This window comes from Halogeometricum sp. S1BR25-6, from assembly GCF_031624495.1.
Classification (GTDB): domain Archaea; phylum Halobacteriota; class Halobacteria; order Halobacteriales; family Haloferacaceae; genus Halogeometricum; species Halogeometricum salsisoli.
Genome location: NZ_JAMQOP010000006.1, coordinates 1 through 22699, shown reverse-complemented (window position 1 = coordinate 22699; position 22699 = coordinate 1). Strand labels below are relative to the sequence as shown.

The following is a 22699-nucleotide window of genomic DNA, read 5'->3' as shown; positions in this document are numbered from 1 at the left end:
TGTCGGAACCCCTACCGAGACCAATCACTCCAACGATCGTGCAGCACTCGCCGAACACACAGAGCACAATTCACGTACTATGTCACAGGACAGTACTTCCTCCCAGACGTCTGAGAATCGTACTAACAGTCACTCCCTACTAACGAGCACTGGTTCTAGACAGGCTATCCTCACCCTCATGTTGTTGAGCCTGTTTGCCGTTCACCCCGCTGCGGCACAGACGAGCGCGGTCTGTAGTGCCGACAAGCTTCCGAGTATGATTGAGGGGTTCTTCCAGCTGACTACTGGGCTTGGCATCGTCGGACTTGCCGTCGTCTGGCAGGCCGACTCCCTCATCGAGATGTTTACCCTCAATTCGGAGCAGAAGAAGGGGCTCAAACGCCACAAGCGCTCGGCGATGAAGTCTGCCGTCATTCTCCTCGTCCTCGGCCCGTTATACACGGTCGCCGGGTCAATGATGAGTCTTCCACTGGCTGACTGCGTTAATCTCACTCCCTGGTAGGCGACTTCCCAATCTCATCACGATCCCCATGCAACACCGAGAACTCTCCGTGCTCATGGCCGCCCTATTCGTGACGAGCCTCGCGACAGGCCTCGTCACAGCTACCCCACCACGACCGGGGACGGAAGACAATGGGCTCTCTGAGAACGAATCCGCGACGCTGTGGTCTCGGGACACGGATAACTACACGAGCCAAGAGGAGTACCGCCAACGCTACGGTAACGAGCGAACGGCTATTCACCAGCTCGCAAACGGCAGCGATATCACGTTCAAACGACCGCCCGCGACGGCCGCGACGTGGACTCGGAACGACTTCGAGGACCTCGAAGCCGGTGGCTCGGACACGTCCGTACATCCGCCTCACGCGTCGCTCGAAGACGGGGTGTTCATTGAGGACGCTCACGCGACCGTATTCGCGGTGCAGCCATCGACCCGTGGCCATCTCGAATCCGGTGACACGCCACTCTACATCGCACCGAATGGAACGATGCGCGGGTTCGTCGATTATCGCGTCCGTCTTCCGAACGAGAGTGCTTCCGATAATCGAACCGTCGACTGGTCGCTTACGAACCACGAGATTGAGGAGGTTCGACTGCAGAAAGACGGAGAGACCATCGCGAGGACCGAGGGGTCACATACACCAGCGCTCGACTACCAGATCGACGACGACTGGAGCGCAACCCTCTCCCTCGAAGCAGAGATCCGCGTCCAGCTGAAGAAGACGATACAGACTGACGGGATCAACGGAACCGATGTCGAGGTCGTCTACCGTGAGGAGACGCGAAATGTCTCCGACTCGATCGACGTTGAGATTTACGACCTCTCTGCGAACCCCTACGACGCTGAGTATCCCAACGGCGATGCTGGCGTCGCCATCTTTCAATCTCGGCCGTGGCAGGGCTATACGCTCAACGATGAGGGGAACGCGAGCGTGCGTGGTGTCTGGCGGTTCTACACCGCTCGCAACACCAACTGGGATACACTCGTCAGATCGAATCGGACCGACAGCGCTGAAGTCGAGTCCGATGCGATCCCCGTGTACGTCCACGCGTATCCATCTCGAATCGGGCCACGTGCTGAACCTGTTCGGGACGGCCCGGAGATCATCGACACGTGGGGGACGGAACGGTCCTCCCCACTGGAGAGTATCGGCGAGAACGTCACCATCGAGGTCATCAACCAGTCCTACGAGACGACGTACGGTGTTGCTGTCCGTGCTGAGAACGTCGACCGAGAGGCACTCCACGTCGCGGGCATCGTTCGCGGCGTGAACGCGTCTATCGCTAAGCCCGACGGGGGTTCCGAGCGGCAGCTTCGTCGCAGCAACCTCTCGGTTGAAGTTCTTCAGCAGAACCAGTCGCAGGCGACGCTCCGAATCGAACTACGCGACAACGAGACTGGCGCACCGATCATCCTCAATGACGCTACCCGCCGATATCTGATCGGTGGGAGCACCCGTAACGGCTCTATCACCATCGCCGATCAGGAGGTCGAGACCAACGCCTCTGGCGTCGCCATCGTAACGATCACTGAACCCGGCATCTACACGGCCCGCTACCATCCGGGCTCGTGGCTCGGACACAACCCGGCCTACGTGAGTGACACGGCGACCGCTCGCTGGCATCCACTCGGAACCATCGATGGCTGGTTCGCCCTCGTCTTCGAGGCCGGCTGGCAGTTCATCCCCTTCTTCGTGGTGTTCTATGCGGGACGCCGTCTCCTCCGAATGCTCGGTCCAGAAGACATCTTCCAACGACACCCATGATCAGAAACAATCAACATATCAGTCGTAGAAACGCCCTTCGAACAGTCGCAGGTGTCGCACTTGCGAGCGTAGCTGGCTGTCTGAACGACGGTGGAAGCTCCGGAACGTCCGGTAGCGGGACAACCGCCTCAGACAGTGAAGAGCCGCTCAAGCGAGTCACCATCGAAGGGACGGCACTCGTCGTTGAGCTCCTGGCAGAAGCCGATGTCGACCAGGTTAACCTCATCCAGCCGAACGGAGAACTGTTCAGAAAACGCGACGTGGCCGCAGGGGTCCAACAGGTCTCGTTCGAGATTGGAACTGCGTACGAACCGGGAGAGTACCGCGTGGTCGCACTGAAAGGCGAGGAAACAGTCGCAGAAAGTACAACGGATATCGAACCGGAGATCCGGATTCAGGACGTTGGACTCTATCGAAACAGTCCCGACAAGCCGTGGGATGAGATCTACGGAGACACAGAGACAGACCGGTTGAAAAACGGCGAAGCGTTCGCTACCGTAACGAACGCTGGCACAGGCCCAGATGCGATTGTTGAACTCGTGTTCTCTGGCGATGTTCCGAACCCCATCGAAAATCCTCGGGGAAGCGGAATGTACGAGACGAAGCAAGTGGTTGTTTCCCCCGGAGAGACAGTAGACCTCTTCAGCAACTCGTTCCCATTTGGCTCAGAGTCTGAGAAAGGAATGGGGTGTTCTACTGACGGAAATAGTGGACAATTCACCGCTCTCGTTGAGACAAGAGTCAACGGGAACGGGATTACGAAAGCGTTCGATGTGGAGTACTCTGGCTCTGAGAAGATGAGTGATTGTGAGGTCGCAATCACGGAGGCCTAACGATGGTTGACCTGATCGACGTCGTACTGGAAGGGTTCAAAGACGTCGTTGAGTGGATTATCGGTCTGTTCATGGATGGGCTCCGGTCAGGGTACCAGACCCTCACCGAGGCGATGTTTGGAACGCCAACACCACAGACTGATGGAACGTTCATCTTCGGTGAGCCAAGCAATGCACCGTGGCCGGCGATTCAGGATGGACTGGTTGGTGGCGAGATCATGCTCATTGCTCTACTTCTGCTCGTAATGAGCGTACAGGGCCGTCATACCATTCGAATATTCAACGTGGGTAGCGCCTACGAAGCCCGAAAGACCAAGAAAACAGCATGGGTCGGTGCTTTCCTTATCATCACATGGTACTGGATCGGAGCTCTCACCCTGTATCTTGTAGATGGATTCACTATCGTCCTAATGCCCGACCTCTCGTCGGTATCTGCAGCAATGTTGCGGTTCTTGGGCGTATCTATTATCAACCCAGGTCTAGGGCTGTTATTCGCCTTCTCTGGTGGTCTCTCAATGTGGGCTTTGGAGGCCCTCTTCTATATTCGCGAGATTCTGCTCTATGTCTACTTGTACGGAATGCCGATTGCGTTTGCTCTAGCCTATGGAAATATCCCCGTTATTTCTAATATCGCAATGGGATTCGCCAAGCGATTCGTTCCCTTAGCTGTCCTACCACTTCCGGCAGCGATGGTACTCAAAGGATACGACCTCATTTACGCTGAAGGCGCGCTGACGCCGGAAACAGCGTTTCTCAAGTACCTTGTCGCTGCATCCCTGCCACTTGTTTCGCTCTATGTGACTTGGAAGACGTTCAAATACGCAACTCCGCTGACCGCCAAAGTCGTCGGAGGTGCGACGACAGGAGCAGCACTCGTCGGTGGAATCGCAGCGGGTGCGTCCGTCGGTGGCGCTGGCGTCGCGACGACTGCTGCTCGATGGGGACCAAAAGCTGCTGCTGGTCACGCGCTCGCTCAGAAGGCCGCAGCACGAGCAGAGGGTGGTACCGAAGAGAACAGTACGCCGTCGTACCGGCGGACCGAGAACGACCCCGGAATCCACTAACAATGTCGATAGATCAAGACGCAGCCGCACGACGCATCATGGACCAGTTCGGCGAAGAGAGTCGCATTCCCTACCTCAACATTGAGGAGGGGGATGTCGGCGTACTCATCGCCTTCCCGATTGTCGGCCTGTTCATCGCAGGCCTCACCGGGATTGAATCACTCGCTCTCCCGTTCGTCGTGGGAGGATTCGGGTTTGGCGTCGCCGTCATCTACGTCTCTCCCAACCACCTCAATGCGTGGACTTGGACGAAGAGCATCTATCGGTATGCCAAACGTCCGCAGATTACGTTTAGTGCTCCAGAAGAGCCAGACGAGAACACGAACGAGACTGAGCGAAACGAAGGCGGGCTCGCGAACTACACGCCGTTCAAACCGGACGAGCGAACGCAGGACCTCACGAACGTCAAACGAGCGTGGCCCGGTGCTAGAGCGATCCAACGGGCAGATGGTACAATGGAAGCCTTCATCGAGATCGGCCCCGGGAACATGGACTTTGCGATGTCCGAGGACTGGGCACAGCTCCAAGAAGCGGGCGAGGAGTTCGCCAACAAGGAACTGGACTCGAAGATCAAGCTCCACGCGACAACTCGGTCATTCCCGGTCGCACAGATTACCGAGACGATAGAAGAGCGACTCAACGACGAAGACGTCACGCAGAATCCGATCTTCCGAGAACTCCTCGAGGAGTACCGAGAGACACGACCCAAGGAGATGCGTGATCGAGGAATTCAACAGGTACGATACTACCTCGGTGTCGAGGTCTCCCCGCTAGAGGTTTACGACCGATTCCGAGACGAAGGGACGCCCGCCGAGAAACTGACGCAGTTCCCCGTCATCGGGTTCCTGTTCAACCCGTTCGTGACTCGTCGTGAGGACCTCACGGATGTCGAACGCCGGGCTCAGATGTTCGAGAAGTTAGATAGCCGCGTCAACGACGTTCGCGCCGAATTCATCCAACAGGCGTCCGGCTGGTCTGCACGTCGGCTCAGTACGGTCGAACTGTTCGTCCTGAACCTGGACTTCTGGAACGGACGGGAGCACGACGCCGACGAGGCCGAGCACGTCGTTCGTGAGCAACCGGTCGTCGGTCGCTCGCGCCGGGAGGATGAGGTCAATGTCTAAGGCGATCCTGCAGACAGATGGCGGGGCTGTCACCCAGTTCACAGAGTGGTTACTGAACCCAACGTCGCCTGAAGGTGCGGCGATCTACCTCCTGATGGTTGTCGCCCTCGGAATCGTCGGGAAACGTCTCTGGGACCGGCACACCGCCGACGAGGAACCCGAGGTCGATTTCTCGGATGTCCTCGACGAGGAGACGCTCAACAAGGGTCACGCAGAGGGCCAACTCCTCGACGACATCTCCGAGTCCCACAAGACCGTGACCGCGCCGGCAGCCATCGAGTGGGAGACCCGTGCTGCACGCGTCGGCGAGCAGTGGACGACAACGCTGTACATCGATGACTATGGCGACTACCCGAACGACGGCTACCTAAGCGACCTCTTCGAGTTGACCGACGTCGAGTTCGACCTCACAGCGCACATCACCCCGAAGAATCAGCAGCGGGCACGAAACGAACTGCAGGATATCGCTGACGACCTCCAAGTCGACGCCGATCTCGAACAGAGCGTCCGGAGTGCATATTTGCAGGAGCGAGCAAATGAAGCCGCTGCAACCTACAAGGCCGTCGAGAACGGAGCGAACGTCTTCGATCAAGGGATGTTCATCACGGTTCGTGCCGACGACAAGGACGACCTCAGGGACTCTGTCCAGAAGGTCAAGAGCGCCCTCCGGGACGACCCGGCAAACCTCACGCCGAAGACGGCTATCTGCCGGCAAGATCTCGCACTGCAGTCGGCTGCCCCGATTGGAGACAACAAGTTTGGCCGCGAGTCCATCGCTCTCGGCGGTGCCATCGGTGCACTTCTCTCGTCACCGCACAACGCGACAATCCTCGAAGAGGGTGGTGTCGAGTTCGGTATCCACAAGGACAATCAGAGTCCCGTCGTCATCGATCCGTTTGACCGTGACAACGGGTACGCGATGTTCACCGTCGGCGATACTGGTTCTGGCAAATCGTTCGGCTCGAAGCAGAACTTCATCCGCTCGATTGAGCAGAGTAAGGACCGCATCGGTATCATCCTCGAACCGCTCAACAACTGGGCAGGCGTCTCTGAAGCACTCGATGCGAAACGTATCACCGTCGGTGGGACGCTCGGGTTGAATCCCCTGGAGATTCGCCAGACACCCGACCACGTCCAGCGGGCAATGGGTGAGGACGCGAGTCCGTTCAACGAGAAGCTCGACGATGCGATGAGCTTTCTGACGAACTTCTTCGCACTGCGTGGTATCTCACTTGGCGACCGTCGGACGACGCTCGAACTCGGACTCAAACGCGCCTACCAGCGTAACGGCATAACTGATGATATCACGACCCACGACAACCCGAGTCCGACGATTCGAGACATGATGGACGTCTTCGAAGAGATGGTCGACGAACCAGAGGAGTTCGTCGTCCGATCTGACGAGGAGGCCGGGAAGATCCGCGAGGACGCGACGTGGCTTCTGGACCAGTTGCGCCCCTTCGAGGAAGAGGGTCGCCACGCGAATCTCGGGAAGTCCTCGGAGTTCGACATCCGTGACGAGAAGGTCATCTACCTCGATCTCGCACAACAGGAAGGCAGCGTCGACAGCAGTACGGCGCTGACGATGCAGTTGCTCATCTCGCTGGTGTACGAACGGGCGAAAGAGACGGACAAGGAGGTTGTATTCGTCATCGACGAGGCGCGGTACATCATGCAGGATGCCGCGAGTCTAGCGTTCCTCGAAACGGTGTTCCGCCATCACCGTCACCACGACCTCTCGATTCGTCTTGTTACGCAGACTGTCGATGAGTTCTTCGAGCACGCCGAGTCAGAGGCAATCCTCGACCAGTGTGCCGTCAAGCAGTTCCATCGCTTGGACGGGATGGATGAGGAGTGGGCCGAAGAGTTCGGTCTGAATCACGCACAGATGCGCTACGTACAGGACGCGGTGCCCGGCAACGAGGACGCCGGGTTCTCCGAAGCGCTCGTCGGTGTCGACGGCGAGTGGCGCGGAATCAAGGTGCAGGCAATGTCCAAGGAAAAGCAAGTCATCGATTTCGACCCGGCCGAACAGACACGAGAAACACTTCCCGGTGCTAACGAGGAGGCCGTCAATACTGACGTGCAGCAGTTCCGTGAGGAGTTAGAGAAGCAGGCTGCGAACGGAGAATCACAGGCGGTCACTGCGAAACCTGATGGTGGATCGGTGGAGGTGGACGAGGATGCGTGAGTATCTCCGCGTCACGCCGACGTCCGAACAGCTCGACTCCGCGGGAATCTCGCGTGTTCTCGCTAGTCTTCACAAGCTCACGAATACGGGATCGGAAAGCCTCACAGAGAAGCTGAACCCGTTCCACAGTGAAACACCGCCCCGGTTTGAATTCCTTGCCCTGAGCGATGGAACGGACGAGCCAGTCGAGTTCTATTACGGTGTCGACGAGCATCTCGACACCTTCGAGAAGCGCCTTCGTTCGATCTATCCCGAGACATTCGATATCGAACGCGTTGACGTTGATGTCGCTTCACGGCTCATCCAGCCAGTCGAACTCACACGAGAGGAGTTCATCGACCACTACGAAACAGGGCATCAAAAGTGAAGATGGGCTGAACGAAGGTGTCCTAGAGGCATTCATCTCACACGCCGACAAAATCCCTAGTCGTGCAGTCTCGACACTCTCGACCAGTATAACTGATCTACGTGATGATGCCTTGAGTACTGCTTTGAAGAGCTTAGCAGGTTCAAGGGAGGCAAAGGAACGCTTGGTTACGCCCGAGATTATCGAGATGGCAGCTTCACTGGTTGAGATAGAGGATAATCAGAACGAGTTTACAAAAATAGAGGAGTATGGCCAGTTCGATGATATCGCTGGCGTTGATGGTCGCAGCAGCTACGTGGAAAAGCTGCTTGAGCTACGAGACGATTACAGGGGTAATCAAGCGGATCAGATCGACCAGTCTCTTGCTCGTGAGTTGATGGCAGTCGGTTCAATGGTTTCAGAATCGACGGCAGAAAATGTCTTCCAGACAATCAAGGAGCTTCTCGATGCGAAGGATAACGAGAGGGTTGTACTGGTTGAGGCACTCCTTCACTTCTACGAGTCGTTCTCAGAAGAGACGTGGTCAGAGGTTCAGCAGTTGATTAGCGGGCTGTACCGAAAGTGGAATCCGAATAATGTCAGGGAGATCTGCGAATTTGCGGCAGAGAATAAGATTCCCATCTTTGAGTCAGAAGAAGAAGTTGATGCGTTTCTCTCCCGTATTCCCAATCACCTCAACGATGAGAAATTTATTGTTGGCGTAGTGATTCCACAAATCCCATCGGAATTCGATTCAAAGATTGTTGACAAGGTGGAGGAGTTAATCCGGAATAACAATAATAACCATCGGAACATCGGTTTGTCGATCATTGAGAAGCACCCCGCCAAACTTGAAGCGGAGTGGGGTTCGATTATCGAACAGTGCGGTCGACAGGCTAAATCTGAGCGCAATTCAAACGCTAAGAAGCAGCTCTTGATGCCTATCGCTAAGCATTTCTCAAAGCTTGATGGCCCGGAGCAGGAGAGTTTCATCGGAAAAATGGAGATCCTTCTTCGAGGCAACGCAGGTGACTACAAGGTTTACAGGGAGTTGTGGGACGAGTTAGCTGAAGATGCAGACGCAGACCGACGTGCAGCAGTTATCGGAGACGTCCGAGAAGAAGTTGCCCAGAGACTCAGCAATAACCAGAACCCGGACCACTTCACTCCGGTTATCGAGATTCTACAATCGATGCCTGAGGAACTAGAAAAAGATCAAGGCGCCCGCTTCATGGAACGGCTCAGCAATTCCCTGACCGATCAGAATCTCAATGCCAACCAGCTGAAAACAGTCGTTGGTCAGATTGCTGGTTTCGAGAATTTCTATGGAAAAGAGAATCAGATACTAGATCGACTAGAGGCCCTTCTTGACCGAACCAATAACAATGCAGTCAAGGATGCGGCTGAGGACTTGATTCAACGATTCGAGCAATTAGAGAGCGTTGACCACGATAGGTTGGAAGGTATCAGACAAAGTTATCTGGACTAGATAGGTTCACGCAGCCACTCAGGGCTCAATTACCAAACACTAGAATTTCAATCCCACGACACCTCCCAACTCACGGAATTCTAGAGCAATATGTCGAGTAAGTCTCCTAACCTGATACTGCATTCCGTGAAGTAATTGAAGCCCATGGCTACAAGAAGAATAGCTCCGCAGAAAGCGTGGCTGCTGACAAATACGGGCGTGAGTGAAATCTAATTGAAAGCAGTCGCACCGGGAACGTCCCAGTATCCACAATCTGTTCTAACAATACAATCAGCCAGACTGATATAACAGAACTGCTATCGAACAATTAGATGTCTAAGGGGATAGAAAACGAGGAAAGCATACAGCGCCGATCGAGGATACCTAACCTGGCCGTTGACTCGGTAGCCAACAGTAGCATCGTCGACAACGCCGAGAAGTTGATGGCTGCTCATGTCTGTCGGATCACAACGAAACTCGGCTGCGACCCGCTGTCGCTCCCGGCGCTCGGAGATCAGAATAGCCCCGATGCCGCCACGTCACTGACGGCCGACGGGCTACCCATCACTTGGTTTCAGCTGCGGCAACTGCAATGTATTCGCCGGCCACTATGGTCAGCTGATCATCAATCGTATCGATAAGGAGAGCGTGGATGGTCTCGTCTGAATCGGGCCTTGTTCGTGAGGAACGCTGCCCTGTTTGCGGTGGCAATAGCGTCAATCAGAAATCCAGCCGGAAGACGAAAACTCGCCAATACTCCAGGGATTACTGGTGTGGATCCTGTCGATCACACTTCGACGAACCAGTCGAAGTCACGTTCGACGGTTCAGTCGTTGTCGACTCCGATACGTTACTCAACGCGATTCGGACCAAGCACGCCTTCCGGATTCTTACGATGGCCGACCAACCAACTTCCGCGCAAGATGAGATTGACAACGGAGTCCCGGCCGGTAGCGCTCACCGAGTGAGTAATTCACTTGCTCGAGCAGGCGGACTCGGCGAAGCAGGTTCAGACGAGGGCGGTGCCAAGCAGTACGTTCGACCCGCTGACGCGCTGGTAATCGACTTTCGCGGGGATTCGCCGACAGCACGGTGGGAGGATCTCGAAGAAGCATGAAGAACATCTCGCGTGTCGATAGACACCTCCAATGAATCCGAACGACGACCGATTACCGGCTCTCGAACGAATCCAGACTCTGCTCCGTGTATGAGCTCACCTCTGCTTCGATCTGTCGGCGTCGCCACCCCAGCGGCGAGAGCACACTCTCTGCAGCCCGAAGCAGCTGCGTTCGATAGAACGCAGGATCGTACGTCGTCGGGTTCTCGCTCGCGAGGGCGACGCGCTCACGTGACTGCTTCTCGTCGTCGACGACGACGTAGGAGACCCCCTGTCCGGCGGATCGACTCAGTCCCATCGATTCAGCACGCTCGAGCGCCGCTACGTTTTGCGTGTACTGGGTATACTCGTCGACGGACTTGGAGACCCGATTCGTCACGACCAGCCGGTCGCGGTCGACAGCACCGCGCTCGAGGCGGTCGACCATCGACCGGAGACATTCACAGACCTGCTCTGGTGATCGTTCTTCGTCCAACACGCGGATGAGTTCTTGCTGGGCGTCTTTGATGAACGGCGGCGTACTGCGCTGCCGACACTCGATTCCCCGATATTTGTAGGCGTCCTCACCGGCGATTTTCCCGAAGTACTTGGTGAGCGCCCCGGCGTCAGAATCGCGCCGCGGCACCAGTGCCAGCCAGTCGTAGGCGGCTTCGTACTCTAAGCGAATCCCCACCTCCTCAGAAATCTGAGCGGCGAGTTCGTCGAGCGGCGTTTGCGTCTCACCCTCTACAGGCGTCACCCAGATACTGTCGACGATGCCGTGGACGACGTGCCACCCATTCGCCTCGAAAACGGCTTTGCTATCCAGCAGGATTTCGCGAGCAAACGCGTTGATCGCTTCGTGGCACTCGATACGGCCGAACTTGGCGTTCGAGAAGCCCTGGTAGCCGAAACAGGAGACGAGAATCCACTTAATCGCGTTCGATTGGCCTTCGAGCGCTGCGCGGCGCTCGGCGTCGTCGGTCTCCCGGAGTTCGGCCTTGATCTCGTCGCGGTCTTGGATGAGCGGTTCGAGTACGTCCGGGAGGTAGCCTCGCTCGTCGCAGATACTGTAGCCAAGTCCGGGGACATCCTCCCGATCCGCATGGCACTCACAGCGGATCTTCTCGGGAGAGACGTTGCGAGTGACGATGATGTTCGGAAACAGACTCGAAAAATCGAGTTCGTGGACGTCCTCGTGGAAGCCAACATCCGGCGCGAACGTGAACCCACCTCGATCGGCGTCGTGGAGTTGTCGCATCGTCTTGAACTGCTCGTGTCGCCACGAGTGCCACGGAACGAGGACGCCGCGAGACCGTGCCTCTCGGATTTGAATCGCTGTCAGGATGTTCCCGATGGACGACCATGCAAGCTCTTGGAGCGGCTTGTGCGAGCGCGAGACGAGGTCGAGACAGCCATCGAGATTCGTCTGGTTCCAGAAGAACGTGTTCGACTCGTCGATGATTGCCCGCCCGGGGACGTTGTACCGCGCTGGGGAGTGGCCCACTTGTCCGTAGCTTTCGTACGTCGATTCCCCGGCGAGTTGCTGATAGCCCGGGAGTCGCCCCAGTTGGAATCCCTCAACGTCGTACTGCTCGGCCTGCTCGAAGAGCCGAGGAATCACGTCGCTGGACGATAGCTGAAGGACGTCCGGATCTTCCTTTCGGAACTGGTCACGGAGAGCTGTGAGTACCTCATCGGGATCCCCGGTCAGCGTCTCCCCGCCGAACTGGAGTTCCGTGACGGGTGGTGCAACGAGTTCGGCTTCCTCGGCGGCGAGACGGAGTACCGAGAGGTCTTGGTCCGGCGTCGGATCGATTCGCTCTTCCAGGCAGTAACGGTACTCTCTCGAGAAATCGACGTTGTAGAGCCGATACGCTCCCGGTGCTCCCCATCCGGAGACCTCGTTCGCGACGGCCATGACGGATTCGAGGTCAGTAACGTCGACACGGAGTACCTCAGTCGGATTGTGCCGAAACCCGATGCGCTCCCGGACTCGTCGGACTGACTCGATGCGGGGATGGTCGCGAAGATGTGAACCAGCCTCCGCGAGCGACGCACTGTGAGCGGAGACGTAGATGGTAGGGGTGTAGGACTCATCACGAGTCGGAATCGCACCGTCGTCGGATAGCGACCAGTGGATTGCGGTTCCGTCTATGAAATCTATTTTGTAAGCCATCGTTTCCTGAGTCAGATGCAATCTTACGCTTGGACGCGGTCTTCCAGTTCTACGATCCGGCGCTCTTGTTCGACAGCGATGGAGATGAGTATCGGAATCTCCGGATTCGGGTGGTTGAGGTACCCGCCGGCGTCGGCCTGCTCACGAGCGTGCTCGAACAAGTGATCGAAGTGCGGTTGGTCGCGGCGACGGAGCGCGCGACGGAAGTCACTCCATTGTTCTTCGATGCCACGAACTTGATCACGGTACGTCTGATTAGTTCGACCCAACGGTCCTCACCTCCGCTGGCGTCGGAGACTCAGTCGCGACGTCGAAGGCGGGGTGTCTCGACGCCAAGACGCGCCGCCAGAAGGTGAACGTCGTTTGAACGATGCCGTCCCCGACTGGATAGACGAGCGTCTCGAACTCCTCACCGCTGAATCGGGGCCCGAACGTCGTCTGTTCACACTGCAGAATCGTCGTTGAGGCGTTCTCGACCGGTACCGAGAACGTGTCGTCGTCCATCCGTGTTACGAGTACGGGGAGTTCGTACGTTTCAGCGATGTCGACGACGTGCTGGAAGGCCTCGGAGAACATCTGTCCTGCCTTGTGCGGGCTGAGGTCCTCATTGCGGTAGAACGCGTCCACATCGGGGAGTACCAAGAGCGTTGTCTCTGCAGTGAGCTCCGACGGAACGTCTTCGAGTAGGCTGTAGTGTTGCCACGGTGTGAACGCCCGAGCGATCCGGATTCGATCGAGAACACGCATATCGGGCGCGAGTTCGGCTATCGGCTGTGTCGTCCCGTTCCCGCGTGCGTCCACCCAGAGGGCGGACCCGCTCTCTAAGAGAACGTGGTCAAGTACGAGTGAGTGTAGCGCGCCGGACGTACGCGATTCGGTTTCGAGAAGTGTGACACCTGGTTCGAGCGTCGGGAGTTCTGGCGTTCGGTAGTTCGTCATCACAGGATACAGTCCACCTGCGTCGCCATTAGGTGAACCGGGGGCGTTTCCGATGCTTCCGATACGATGTTAAGAGAGGTCTGTCCGGGGTCGATACGTCCGGGCTCGTTTCTTTCCGTCGGCGATGATGAGCCGGTAGTGCTCCATCTTCTGGAGGTAGTTCCGGACCGTCCGCTTGGTCTTCGGATCGTCAACTCGCCGGCAGTACTCATCATACAGTTCGCCCGGTTTCATCTCCCCCTCGTCGGTCAAAATCTCGAAGAGGACGCGCTGGTGCTTCCGTAATTTCTCCGCTGCCTTTCTGCGAACTTCCGCACGCCCATCGGGGACCGCACCCTCGACGATGTCCGTCGTAATCATCTCGGTGCCCTGTTGGTCTGCCTGTCGAGCAGCGTTCCGAAGGATGCCGATAGCGATGCGTGCATCGCCCGCTGCGGCGTCGGCGATCAGCGCCAGTTGTTGTCTTCCGATAGCCCTTTCCGATAATCCCCACCGGGCCCGCGCCTCCAGTATCGAGACCAGCTCGTCGAGGTGGTACTTGTCGAAGTTGACGCGGACACTGCTCTCGAAACGACTCGTGAGACGGTCGTCGAGATGTGAGAAGAGATCCTCCTCGCGGTTCGTGATGAGGATGGCCGTGAGACCCCGCATCTGATAGAGGTCGTAGAGGACGCTTTTGTCCTCGAGTTGGTCAACCTCGTCGAGGATGATGACGTAGTGCGGGCCGTCGTAGTTGCACAATCGGTCCAGCAGTTCGTCCTTTGGCGTGGAGCGGCGATGGATATCCACTGTCTGTCCGATGCCTTCGAGAATTCGATAGAGGACGCGGAATCGGGTGTAATCCTGCCAGCAGTTGATGTACTGTGAGTTGATGTCGAGGACGTTCTCCCGGAGACGCTCGGTCGTAAAGCGAGCGATGCAGGTCTTTCCGGCGCCCGAAGGACCCAAGAGAAGCGTCGTCTCCCCAGGTTCTTGATTCATGATGGGCTTGAGCGCGTTTGAAAGGACGTTCACCTCTTGGTTACGATGCTCTACCTCCTGCGGCGTGAACTCGGGTTGGAGGACACGAGCATCCGTGATCATGGGTGAGAGCGTGATTTCTCCCCGAACCAGATAAACGGAATTGTGTGCTTTCCGTTAGTTCCGAAAATACCGTTGACTGGTTGGTTAGCAAGGTACCCCGCGTTTTCAAGGAAAGCATGCTCATCCGTTTTCAGACGCGCCAAGAGGACGAAGGCTGTATGAACCTCTCTTTATTTACGTGGGAAAAGCTATAAATAACCGTTCATGAAGTCGTCTGCAGTCCTTCTCGTCGCCGTCCTCCTTGTCATGGCTGGTTGTAGTGGAGGACCTCCAACCACCCCTTTTGATGACTCGACTGCTTCGGACACTCTGACATCGACGCCGACAGCGGCTGATTCACCAACATTCGAAGCGCAGCAGGGGGAGACAGCGTCATCGAGCGGCGCCAATACAAGGGCCTCACCACGGGCGACGCCGACGTCGACGGACACCGAAGCCGAGACGAGGGAACCGACACCCACTCGTACTCCGACTTCGGCGCCGACTCCAACACGGATACCTACTCGCACTCTCACTCCAACACCGATTTCGACGAGCACGCCCACGTTCGAAGAGCAGACGTCGTGGGAGGTGACTGTCGTCCGCATCGTCGACGGTGATACGTTCGAGGTGCGATTCTCCGACGGCCGCACGGAGAACGTCCGCCTGCTCGGCATCGACACCCCTGAGGTACACGTTGAGAACGACCCCGAGGAGTTCGAGGAGATTCCTGACACTCCTCATGGGGAGGCGTGGCTCCGAGACTGGGGTCACAAGGCTAGTGAATTCGCACGGACCGAGGTTGGGGGCGAGACGCTGACGATCGAGACCGACCCGTCAGCTGACCGCCGAGGATCGTATGGACGGCTCCTCGTGTACGTCTACGAGGACGGAACAGAAACTGCGTCGTTCAATCGCGAGTTGATCGACCAGGGGTACGCCCGGATGTACGACTCGTCGTTCTCGAAGCGTCCGGCCTTCTCAGATGCAGAGACGGCGGCCCAGACTGACGACGTCGGGTTGTGGGATTACGAGGCGACGACGTCTACCTCGACGCCCACACCAGCGCCCTCCAGCGAGGAGGATTCGCTGGCGGTCGTCCAGGTCCACGCAGACGCCGAGGGGAACGACCACGAGAACGAGAATGACGAGTACGTCGTCTTCGAAAACACGGGCGACGCAACGCTTGACCTTTCAGGGTGGACCGTCTCGGACGAGGCTGACCACACGTACACGTTTTCTGGGACAACAGTCGACCCGGGCGATCCGGTGACACTCTACACAGGGTCTGGAACCGATACGAACAGCGAGGTTTACTGGGGGTCAGACGCTGCCATCTGGAACAACAACGGTGACACAGTCATCGTGACGAACGCCGATGGAGAGACCGTCATCCAGTATGAGTACTGATTGACCTCGCTTCGGTGGACCACCTCAACATATTTTCTGAGTAGCAGCCAGCTTTTCGCTGAATGGTGCGATCTCTCACGAGTATCGTCCCGTTCGTCCGTACTTTTCCCGATGGATGAAGGAAGAGACTAAGTCTGTATCATTGTTCGAGCCCGCCCGAAGCGTGATCGCCTCCCGGACCTGCGGGAACGACTCGATACCGGCGAGATTGGAGCAATGAAGCCGTTTGGCCGCGCAATGACGAAGCGCTGGAGAACGCACGATTCGATCCGACGAGTGGAGAAGCAGTCTGGATTGAGGAGAACTACTGCTCTCCACCACTCGCGATGGAACAGGCCGAAGTCTTCAACGACTACTTTACCGACATCACGGTTGTCGAAGAAGACATCGACGAAGCCGCCGCGTGGCAGCGAATCGACGATCTGCCAGGCCTGTGGGAGCAAGTACTCGAGGAAGTATAGTCGAATAGAGTAGGTCTCATATATTTGTGCGTACCAAAGATATATTGATAGATGGTGCGTACGAGAGGCAATGACCGAATTCGATCCGGCTCCTACATCCGACAACGCTCAGAGGCGATGGAAAGAGGGAACAGACACGTTTGGCCGTGTCTACGACGTCGTTCTCGGGATTACGTCTCCGACTGCATACACCGAAATCGCGGAGCTTGCGGACTGCTCTCCAAACGCCGCGAAAAAGCATCTCGACCGTCTATCAGAGATGGGCATCGCCCAAGCTGAGAGAGATAGTCGCCCGGCAACGTACGAACGAAACGAGGGGTATCTCGAATGGCAAGACGCCAGTCGAATCGCAGCCGAGCTCTCCGTCAAAGAGATAATCGACCGAGTGGAGGCGCTCGAAGAGCAACAAGGACAATACGAAACGCAATTCGAGACGACTGACCCCGCCACTGTCGATGTGTTCGATCACGCTGATCACGACACGGTTCACGAGCGGATGACCGCAATCAGCGAGTGGCAGGGCGTGATTCGAGATATCCGGCTGTACGAACTTGCTCGCCAACTCTCCCAGAATGACGGGCATCTGATTCCGGCGTAAATGAGTCCTCCACCGGGGGGTTCAGTGCCCCACTCGGCAGGCCCACCAGATCGACAGACGCTGCGTCTCTTGGAGCGACACCTTTCGTCGGATTCACTCGTAGCGGAGACTACGTTTGACCCGGATTCATATGAACCTCAACTACTCCAGGGACTACTCGACGCTGAGCGATACCCGAATTCAGTAACAGCGGCTCGACTCGACATTCGGTGGTTCACGACTGGTGATTTCTCGGTCCACTACATCGAAGAACGAGAGGATGGGGAACTCTGGGAGTGTCGCTGGGACCGACACCCGAACACGCACAACACCCGGTTGCACTTCCACAAGCCACCGTCTGCCATCGAAGTTATCGATCTCGAACTCCCGTCGCTCCATCCACTCGAAGTATACTCCACCATCCTCACGGCAATAGAGCAACGCATCGAAACACTGTGGCCCTAGTACCTGCTGGGAAAGTCGAGAGATATCTACTGGAGGATCCTGAGAACCTCAATCTTTCTTTGCGATAGCGTTGTTGCCTAGGGGTTGTACTCGCTAACGCTGAAACGGTGATTTGAGGTTGCTTTCCGTGCAGCCGCAATATGACGCCTTCGACCTGTACCTCCGCGTTGTGCATTGCCGAAAGCGATAGCAGTAGCCCAGTGAGTGTGGTTCCAAGCGGTTCTCGTCTGTTCGATACCGGCACGACCCAGAATCTCCACGTCGACGAAAAACATCGTCGTGACCTGCCTGACGAGTCGGATCGAGTGAAAATTTTTGACCCCCCGGGTGCCTACGAGGTCGATTGGTGGAGTCCAGAATCCAGCAAGGACTGGGGGCCAGTCGAACGAGGTGAGTTCGACGACATCGAAGAACCTACTGAGGTGTCTCATTGGGCATAGATTCTTGACCAGAGTTGTGCCGAGAACAGTGAGCCAGTAACCAACGGTTGACACACCTCGATACCATCACCAAGTATTGTTTTTGTTCTTGGGCTAAACAATAGCGTATGTCACGATCCGAGCCTCCAGAGTTCCGCGAGTTGGAGCCTCAAGATGTTCGGGATTTCTGGGAGCACGAGGCCCACGAGTTCACCCCGTGGCTGGCGGATTCGATACGGGATGATGACGCATCACATCTTGAGGATGTTCTTGGGTTAGACCTCGAAGTAATCGAGACGGAGAAAGACGTCGGCAGATACAGTGTTGACATCGTCGCGGAGGTCATCGATGACGGTCGTCAGATTGTAATAGAGAACCAGCTGGAAGCCTCAGATCATGACCATCTTGGGAAGTGTATCGCGTATGCAGCCGGGGTTGACGCTGACATCATTGTCTGGGTGTCACCCCAGTTCAACGACGAGCACAAGGACGCGTTCCAGTGGTTGAACAAGAACAGCCGCGAGGGAGTGGACCTATTCGCGGTGCGATTAGAGGTCTGGCGGATTGGAGATTCAGCCCCTGCGGTTCGTCTAAACCCGATCGAAGACCCCAGCGAATGGAAAGAGAAGGCAAAACGCTCTGAAGGCGAGCTGTCCGAGACCAAGAAGCTCCAAGAGGAGTACTGGACTCAGTTCCGCGATCTCATCAGTGACCGAGAGACGCCACTTCGGACACGGAAACCGAAACCACAGCACTGGTACAACAATCCGATGGGCCGGTCTGGATTCAAACTACAGTTCACGGTCAACACCGTCGAAGATAACCTCTACTGTCAACTCGTGATCCAAGACGACCCAGAGGTATACCAAGAGTTGGAAGGTCAAAAAGAGACTATTGAGGAAGAGATTGGTGAACAGTTAATTTGGAGTCCACCTGAGGAAGCGCAACGCAACAGTAAGCGCGCGAAGATTACGCTTCGACGTCCTGGCGACCTTACTGACAGAGAATCGTGGGACGACTATCAGACTTGGATGCTGGAGCGGGGTGAGCGGTTCCACAAAGTCTTCTACGACCGGATACAGCATCTTTGAGAAGCCGTCACCAACAATTCTGTTGTGACGATACGCCATCGATTCAGGTATGAGATGCGTGGAGAATTCGGCCTTGTTCGCCTCTCTCAGAGAGTCGGTGTGCTCTGACTCGGACGTCAAGTTCGTAGTCGCATTCGGGTCCCGAGTTGCGGGAGAGGCAACTAATGCATTCGATCCGCTGTTATTGATAGTTTGTTGCGCCCGTGCTAGAGCGTAGATGGTGGAATAATTAGGTATAGGTTATCTATATGCCGATTCGATCTCGTAGATTGTCCACAAATTCTAAGAACACTGGGTTTTCTTCTTCCTCCACAAATTTGTATTTCGAGGGAGATATTACTAACATCTTCAGCGCCTCGTCCCAACCAATCGTGTTATCTGGGTAATAGTACAGGACCCTAGGAGTGCTGTTTGGTTTGGGGATTATCTCATACTTGCCGCCTGTTTCTTTTCCACCTCGTCCTCGAATTTTGAGTGTATCTTCCCCAAATCTGGATCCCTTGTCTGTCACCACATATCTGGTCGTTTCGTGGATGTGATTTTCTGATGCCCACGCTACATCAATAGGTTGTGCAGAGGAAGCGGTGATATCTGAGATAGCCTCCGTTAGCGCCTCATATGCCTCTTCCTTCGAGCCTTGCTGTTCAAGATTGTACCGTATCTCTTGCCCGTCATATTACCGTAGCCAATACTGTCGGTAGCAATGACTCTTTCTCTATCGTTGATTAATCGGTATGCCTACCAAACGCCGGATTTGAACCACTACGCAGTGACAGAACTCTTTGGTCGTGCTGACTACGTCCCTCTCTATTCAGCACGCGATTTCTGTCAGGCGCTGGGATTTCAACAGACATAGATTTCGGTATTGTAGTCTGAGCTACCCACACAACACCAGCTTCGGTGAAAGTTTATCGGCGCTGTGAGCCGTGCAGCGCTGCGTACAAGCGCTGGACTCACCGATGGATCAACTACTACCCGCAGATTTCGAGCCGACGAGTCGCGTGCTGAAACGAGCACAGTACGAAGCCTTCGCGTTTTCAGTTCTCGACGGTGACATCCGAGTTCGCAACGAGAGCCACGAGAAGCCGGCAGATCATGAGTACCTCGTTACCGTCGTCAACAGTATTCCGGCCGCTTGTGAGTGTCCCGCCGACGCTACGTATGAGGGTCCGTGCAAACACCGAGTCGCTGTCGCGATTCGGCCCCGAATTCTCGACTTCGCAACGAAGGTGCAGGTCGTCGCAGACGGTGGAACCAGAGCTACCGACCACTACGAACCTGCTGAATCGGCTCAGTGTGACTGCGACGAACTCAACGAGGGATTTCCCTGCTGGAACTGCGTTCAGACTGGTCGGAAGGCGCTTCCGGAGAAGTAGATGTCAACAGTTCCATCAGAACATTCCTTGTAACTGGTCTCCTACCGAAACGGCTGCTCAGTGGCATTTGCACTCTTAGCGCTTGTCAAAAAACCGAACTAAGAGACACCCGATAATAATTTGGGAGATAACAGTTAGTACGGATGCTCGCCCTCTGATGTCAAGTACACCTGATTCTCCCAATCATCGTTAGCGAGAAGCCATTCACCATCTTCAACCAATCTTTCAAAATCTTCACGAGAATATTCAAACCTCATTCCTGGAGAAGATCCAATAAGGCGAACGCGGTCAGTACTGACCTTAAGTTCGTAGAACATCGGTTCGTCTTCTGATTGGGGGCCGAGAGCACCCTCCCACTCGCTAAGGTCTACGTTTGCTGTACCAGACATAGAGGGAAGTTCACGTGGGTTACTAAAATCAGTTCGGTTGCCAAGATGTTTTGAGAGAATGTTAGTTCTCTCAGCTGTACTGAGCGACCGCCAATCAAGAAGTAACAGCATTTGAGAGGTTCGTCAGAGTCACACCAGCACGTCCGCGGTAGTTTTTCTGCCCCCTGAGGGGTGCGGGGTGCAGACAGCGTGCCTCGCTGAGTACCGATGGCAACGAGAGACATCTACGAGAGCGGTTTCGACGAAGACGTATCGACGGATAATACGACGGCGTGCCCAGAATGCAATGGGCGAGTCAGAACGAACACAGCAGAGACAAGCTGTGAAGACTGCGGGCTCGTTATCGATGAACAACAAATCGACCACGGACCGGAATGGCGAACGTTCGACGACGATGAGTCCTCCAGCAAACGAACGGGCGCACCGCTCACCGTTGCACGTCACGACCGTGGTCTTTCGACCGAAATCGGACGCTGGCGAGACGCAAGTGGAAACCAACTCTCAGCACGAAAACGCCGACAGCTCGGCCGACTACGTCGAGAACAGCGCCGGGGGCGGTGGCGGTCGAAAAGTGAGCGGAATCTCGCGCACGGCTTGGGCGAAGTCCGTCGGATCGCGAGCGCACTCGGGCTCTCGGAAACCGTTCGGGATCAGGCCTGCCAGCTCTTCAGGAGTGCCAAATCCGAGGACCTCTTGGTTGGTCGGTCGATCGAAGCTATCGCCGCAGCGAGCGTGTACGGAGCTTGTCGGTGCAACGACTCGAGAGTGACGCGGGACGAAGTTACCGAAAGAGCACAGGTCAAGCAAAGTCGGGTTGTGAACGCCTACAAGACGCTGAATACAGAGCTGGGGTTGCCCGTCACTCCGGTTACACCGCAGTCGCTCATCCCGCGGCTGTCTTCGGAGCTAGCGGTTGAGGATGCTGTTCGGCGACGAGCACTCGAACTCGCAGAGCTGGCGCACAACTCAACTATCGCGAACGGGCGTCAGCCAGCAGGGGTCGCTGGCGCTTGTCTCTACATCGCTTGTCAAGAATACGGGCAGGGGCTCAGACAAACAGACATCGCGGAGGTAGCTGGAACAACTGCAGCGACGCTTCGTTCCCGACGTGACGAACTCTCTACGGTAATTGACTCAGCGTAGAGGCTGATGTCGGCGATCAATCTCTTGTAACCAACAAGTGGAGGCACTACGGACGCTTGTTGGTTAAGTCTGAGCGTATCGGTCAGGAAGGAATGACCGATCAAGGAGAAGTTGAAATCAGCCTTCCACAGGATATAGTGAGCTGTTTTTCCGGGGCTGAATGGCTGAGCCCCCTAGGGCTTCGTGATTCAATGTCTGAGCATCCATCAACAGATCCGTTTGAAGGCTGTGAGTTGAGCCCCAACGCGATTCTCGGTACACGCACTTTCGAGGGTGTCCTCTTCACCGACGAGACAGAAACGCCCGTGAGCGTACTGACTGGTGAGACACCCGAACATTCGCAAGCGACCGTCGACGAAGCTCAAGCCTTCGCCGCGGGAATTGACAGTGATACACCGCACATTGCGCTCCCTGTATCAGTCGAAGCGCAGGTCGAAACAAGGGGCAAGCCGTATACAGCGGCAGCCTTCTTCCACTTCAAGGCGACCGGGTCGCTCAAGCGACATCGTGCATATCACGACGCTTACAACTCGGATACGTTCTCAGTTGCGTTCGAGGCCGATTACGAGACCGGGGATCTGATGATTACCGTCGAAGAGGAGGACTGCCAGTCGGAGGTCGAAAACGTCTAGTCAGCGTCGTCAGTGCTATTTTTTGAGCGCCGGCGATGGGTGCCGGCGCATCACGTAGTGACGCAGTTGTGCAGTCGCGTGCGTCGGCAGACGAAGGTGAAAACCGATGCATATGGTCATTTACGCACTGGTAGAGGCATCGACGCGAGACGACGCAGTGGCCACCG

The 22699-nt window shown here is 56.2% G+C and carries 23 protein-coding genes and 2 pseudogenes; 18 read left to right on the top strand and 7 right to left on the bottom strand.

The features are described 5' to 3' along the window. Window positions 1-79 precede the first annotated feature (79 nt). The 8 genes and pseudogenes from NDI76_RS20965 (at window position 80) to NDI76_RS20930 (ending at window position 9314) form a co-directional block, all read left to right on the top strand. Window positions 80-502, top strand: coding sequence for a DUF7985 family protein (locus tag NDI76_RS20965; protein ID WP_310926245.1), 423 nt, complete (start codon window positions 80-82; stop codon window positions 500-502). A 28-nt stretch (window positions 503-530) separates the two neighbouring features. Then, the gene (locus NDI76_RS20960) at window positions 531-2267 is read left to right on the top strand and encodes a DUF8186 domain-containing protein (RefSeq protein ID WP_310926130.1); all 1737 of its coding nucleotides are present in this window, start codon (window positions 531-533) and stop codon (window positions 2265-2267) included. Next, complete coding sequence (locus tag NDI76_RS20955) at window positions 2264-3100, top strand: hypothetical protein (protein WP_310926129.1); 837 nt, start codon at window positions 2264-2266, stop codon at window positions 3098-3100. Before NDI76_RS20960 ends, NDI76_RS20955 begins: the two co-directional genes overlap by 4 nt. A gap of 2 nt (window positions 3101-3102) precedes the next feature. Further along, window positions 3103-4164 carry a TrbL/VirB6 family protein gene (locus NDI76_RS20950; RefSeq protein WP_310926128.1) on the top strand — a complete coding sequence of 354 codons (1062 nt, stop codon included), beginning with the start codon at window positions 3103-3105 and terminating at the stop codon, window positions 4162-4164. Window positions 4165-4166: 2 nt separating this feature from the next. Next, the gene (locus NDI76_RS20945; RefSeq protein ID WP_310926244.1) at window positions 4167-5288 is read left to right on the top strand and encodes a TraC-like domain-containing protein; all 1122 of its coding nucleotides are present in this window, start codon (window positions 4167-4169) and stop codon (window positions 5286-5288) included. Beyond that, on the top strand, window positions 5281-7479 hold the full coding sequence (locus tag NDI76_RS20940) for a VirB4 family type IV secretion system protein (protein ID WP_425498402.1): 2199 nt from the start codon (window positions 5281-5283) through the stop codon (window positions 7477-7479). The genes NDI76_RS20945 and NDI76_RS20940 overlap by 8 nt, the downstream gene beginning before the upstream one ends. Further along, window positions 7472-7834 (top strand): annotated as a pseudogene (locus NDI76_RS20935) (hypothetical protein); the annotation flags it as partial. The gene NDI76_RS20940 and the pseudogene NDI76_RS20935, both read left to right, overlap by 8 nt. Further along, window positions 7764-9314: a hypothetical protein gene (locus NDI76_RS20930; RefSeq protein WP_310926126.1), complete on the top strand. Its 1551-nt coding sequence runs from the start codon at window positions 7764-7766 to the stop codon at window positions 9312-9314. The pseudogene NDI76_RS20935 and the gene NDI76_RS20930, both read left to right, overlap by 71 nt. Window positions 9315-10462: 1148 nt before the next feature. Here NDI76_RS20930 and NDI76_RS20925 read toward each other — a convergent pair. From NDI76_RS20925 to NDI76_RS20905, 5 genes are all read right to left on the bottom strand, one after another. Beyond that, window positions 10463-12568 carry a type B DNA-directed DNA polymerase gene (locus NDI76_RS20925; RefSeq protein WP_310926125.1) on the bottom strand — a complete coding sequence of 702 codons (2106 nt, stop codon included), beginning with the start codon at window positions 12566-12568 and terminating at the stop codon, window positions 10463-10465. A gap of 23 nt (window positions 12569-12591) precedes the next feature. Beyond that, window positions 12592-12837: a DUF8156 family protein gene (locus NDI76_RS20920; RefSeq protein WP_310926124.1), complete on the bottom strand. Its 246-nt coding sequence runs from the start codon at window positions 12835-12837 to the stop codon at window positions 12592-12594. Further along, window positions 12824-13507: a P-loop NTPase family protein gene (locus NDI76_RS20915; protein ID WP_310926123.1), complete on the bottom strand. Its 684-nt coding sequence runs from the start codon at window positions 13505-13507 to the stop codon at window positions 12824-12826. Before NDI76_RS20915 ends, NDI76_RS20920 begins: the two co-directional genes overlap by 14 nt. A gap of 69 nt (window positions 13508-13576) precedes the next feature. Then, window positions 13577-14590 carry a Cdc6/Cdc18 family protein gene (locus tag NDI76_RS20910; protein WP_310926122.1) on the bottom strand — a complete coding sequence of 338 codons (1014 nt, stop codon included), beginning with the start codon at window positions 14588-14590 and terminating at the stop codon, window positions 13577-13579. 188 nt (window positions 14591-14778) lie between these two features. Further along, entirely contained in the window at window positions 14779-15135 is a 357-nt protein-coding gene (locus NDI76_RS20905; protein ID WP_310926121.1) for a hypothetical protein, read from the bottom strand. 25 nt (window positions 15136-15160) lie between these two features. Between NDI76_RS20905 and NDI76_RS20900 the strand changes: the two genes are divergently transcribed. The 6 genes and pseudogenes from NDI76_RS20900 (at window position 15161) to NDI76_RS20880 (ending at window position 18992) form a co-directional block, all read left to right on the top strand. After that, window positions 15161-15979: a lamin tail domain-containing protein gene (locus NDI76_RS20900; protein ID WP_310926120.1), complete on the top strand. Its 819-nt coding sequence runs from the start codon at window positions 15161-15163 to the stop codon at window positions 15977-15979. Between the two features lie 326 nt (window positions 15980-16305). After that, on the top strand, window positions 16306-16440 hold the full coding sequence (locus tag NDI76_RS20895; protein WP_310926119.1) for a hypothetical protein: 135 nt from the start codon (window positions 16306-16308) through the stop codon (window positions 16438-16440). Window positions 16441-16510: 70 nt separating this feature from the next. Then, window positions 16511-17038 carry a winged helix-turn-helix domain-containing protein gene (locus NDI76_RS20890; RefSeq protein WP_310926118.1) on the top strand — a complete coding sequence of 176 codons (528 nt, stop codon included), beginning with the start codon at window positions 16511-16513 and terminating at the stop codon, window positions 17036-17038. Beyond that, a complete protein-coding gene (locus NDI76_RS22735) occupies window positions 17039-17482 on the top strand; it encodes a toxin-antitoxin system TumE family protein (protein ID WP_425498401.1) in 444 nt (147 codons plus the stop codon). A gap of 230 nt (window positions 17483-17712) precedes the next feature. Continuing rightward, a pseudogene (locus tag NDI76_RS20885) lies at window positions 17713-17922 on the top strand (DUF7567 family protein); the annotation flags it as partial. A 107-nt stretch (window positions 17923-18029) separates the two neighbouring features. Beyond that, the gene (locus NDI76_RS20880) at window positions 18030-18992 is read left to right on the top strand and encodes a DUF4268 domain-containing protein (protein WP_310926117.1); all 963 of its coding nucleotides are present in this window, start codon (window positions 18030-18032) and stop codon (window positions 18990-18992) included. A 244-nt stretch (window positions 18993-19236) separates the two neighbouring features. Here the strand turns inward: NDI76_RS20880 and NDI76_RS20875 are convergent, their stop codons facing one another. Beyond that, window positions 19237-19503 carry a hypothetical protein gene (locus tag NDI76_RS20875; RefSeq protein ID WP_310926116.1) on the bottom strand — a complete coding sequence of 89 codons (267 nt, stop codon included), beginning with the start codon at window positions 19501-19503 and terminating at the stop codon, window positions 19237-19239. Between the two features lie 448 nt (window positions 19504-19951). Between NDI76_RS20875 and NDI76_RS20870 the strand changes: the two genes are divergently transcribed. Next, window positions 19952-20368: an SWIM zinc finger family protein gene (locus tag NDI76_RS20870; RefSeq protein ID WP_310926115.1), complete on the top strand. Its 417-nt coding sequence runs from the start codon at window positions 19952-19954 to the stop codon at window positions 20366-20368. A 134-nt stretch (window positions 20369-20502) separates the two neighbouring features. Here the strand turns inward: NDI76_RS20870 and NDI76_RS20865 are convergent, their stop codons facing one another. Then, entirely contained in the window at window positions 20503-20757 is a 255-nt protein-coding gene (locus tag NDI76_RS20865) for a hypothetical protein (protein WP_310926114.1), read from the bottom strand. A 207-nt stretch (window positions 20758-20964) separates the two neighbouring features. Here NDI76_RS20865 and NDI76_RS20860 point away from each other — a divergent pair, with 207 nt between their 5' ends. From NDI76_RS20860 to NDI76_RS22840, 3 genes are all read left to right on the top strand, one after another. Further along, window positions 20965-21900, top strand: a complete 936-nt coding sequence (locus NDI76_RS20860) for a transcription initiation factor IIB (protein WP_310926113.1) — start codon at window positions 20965-20967, stop codon at window positions 21898-21900. A 191-nt stretch (window positions 21901-22091) separates the two neighbouring features. Further along, complete coding sequence (locus NDI76_RS20855; protein WP_310926243.1) at window positions 22092-22532, top strand: DUF8025 family protein; 441 nt, start codon at window positions 22092-22094, stop codon at window positions 22530-22532. A 106-nt stretch (window positions 22533-22638) separates the two neighbouring features. Beyond that, the coding region (locus NDI76_RS22840; RefSeq protein ID WP_484494594.1) for a DUF7995 family protein at window positions 22639-22699 on the top strand (61 nt) is incomplete at its 3' end.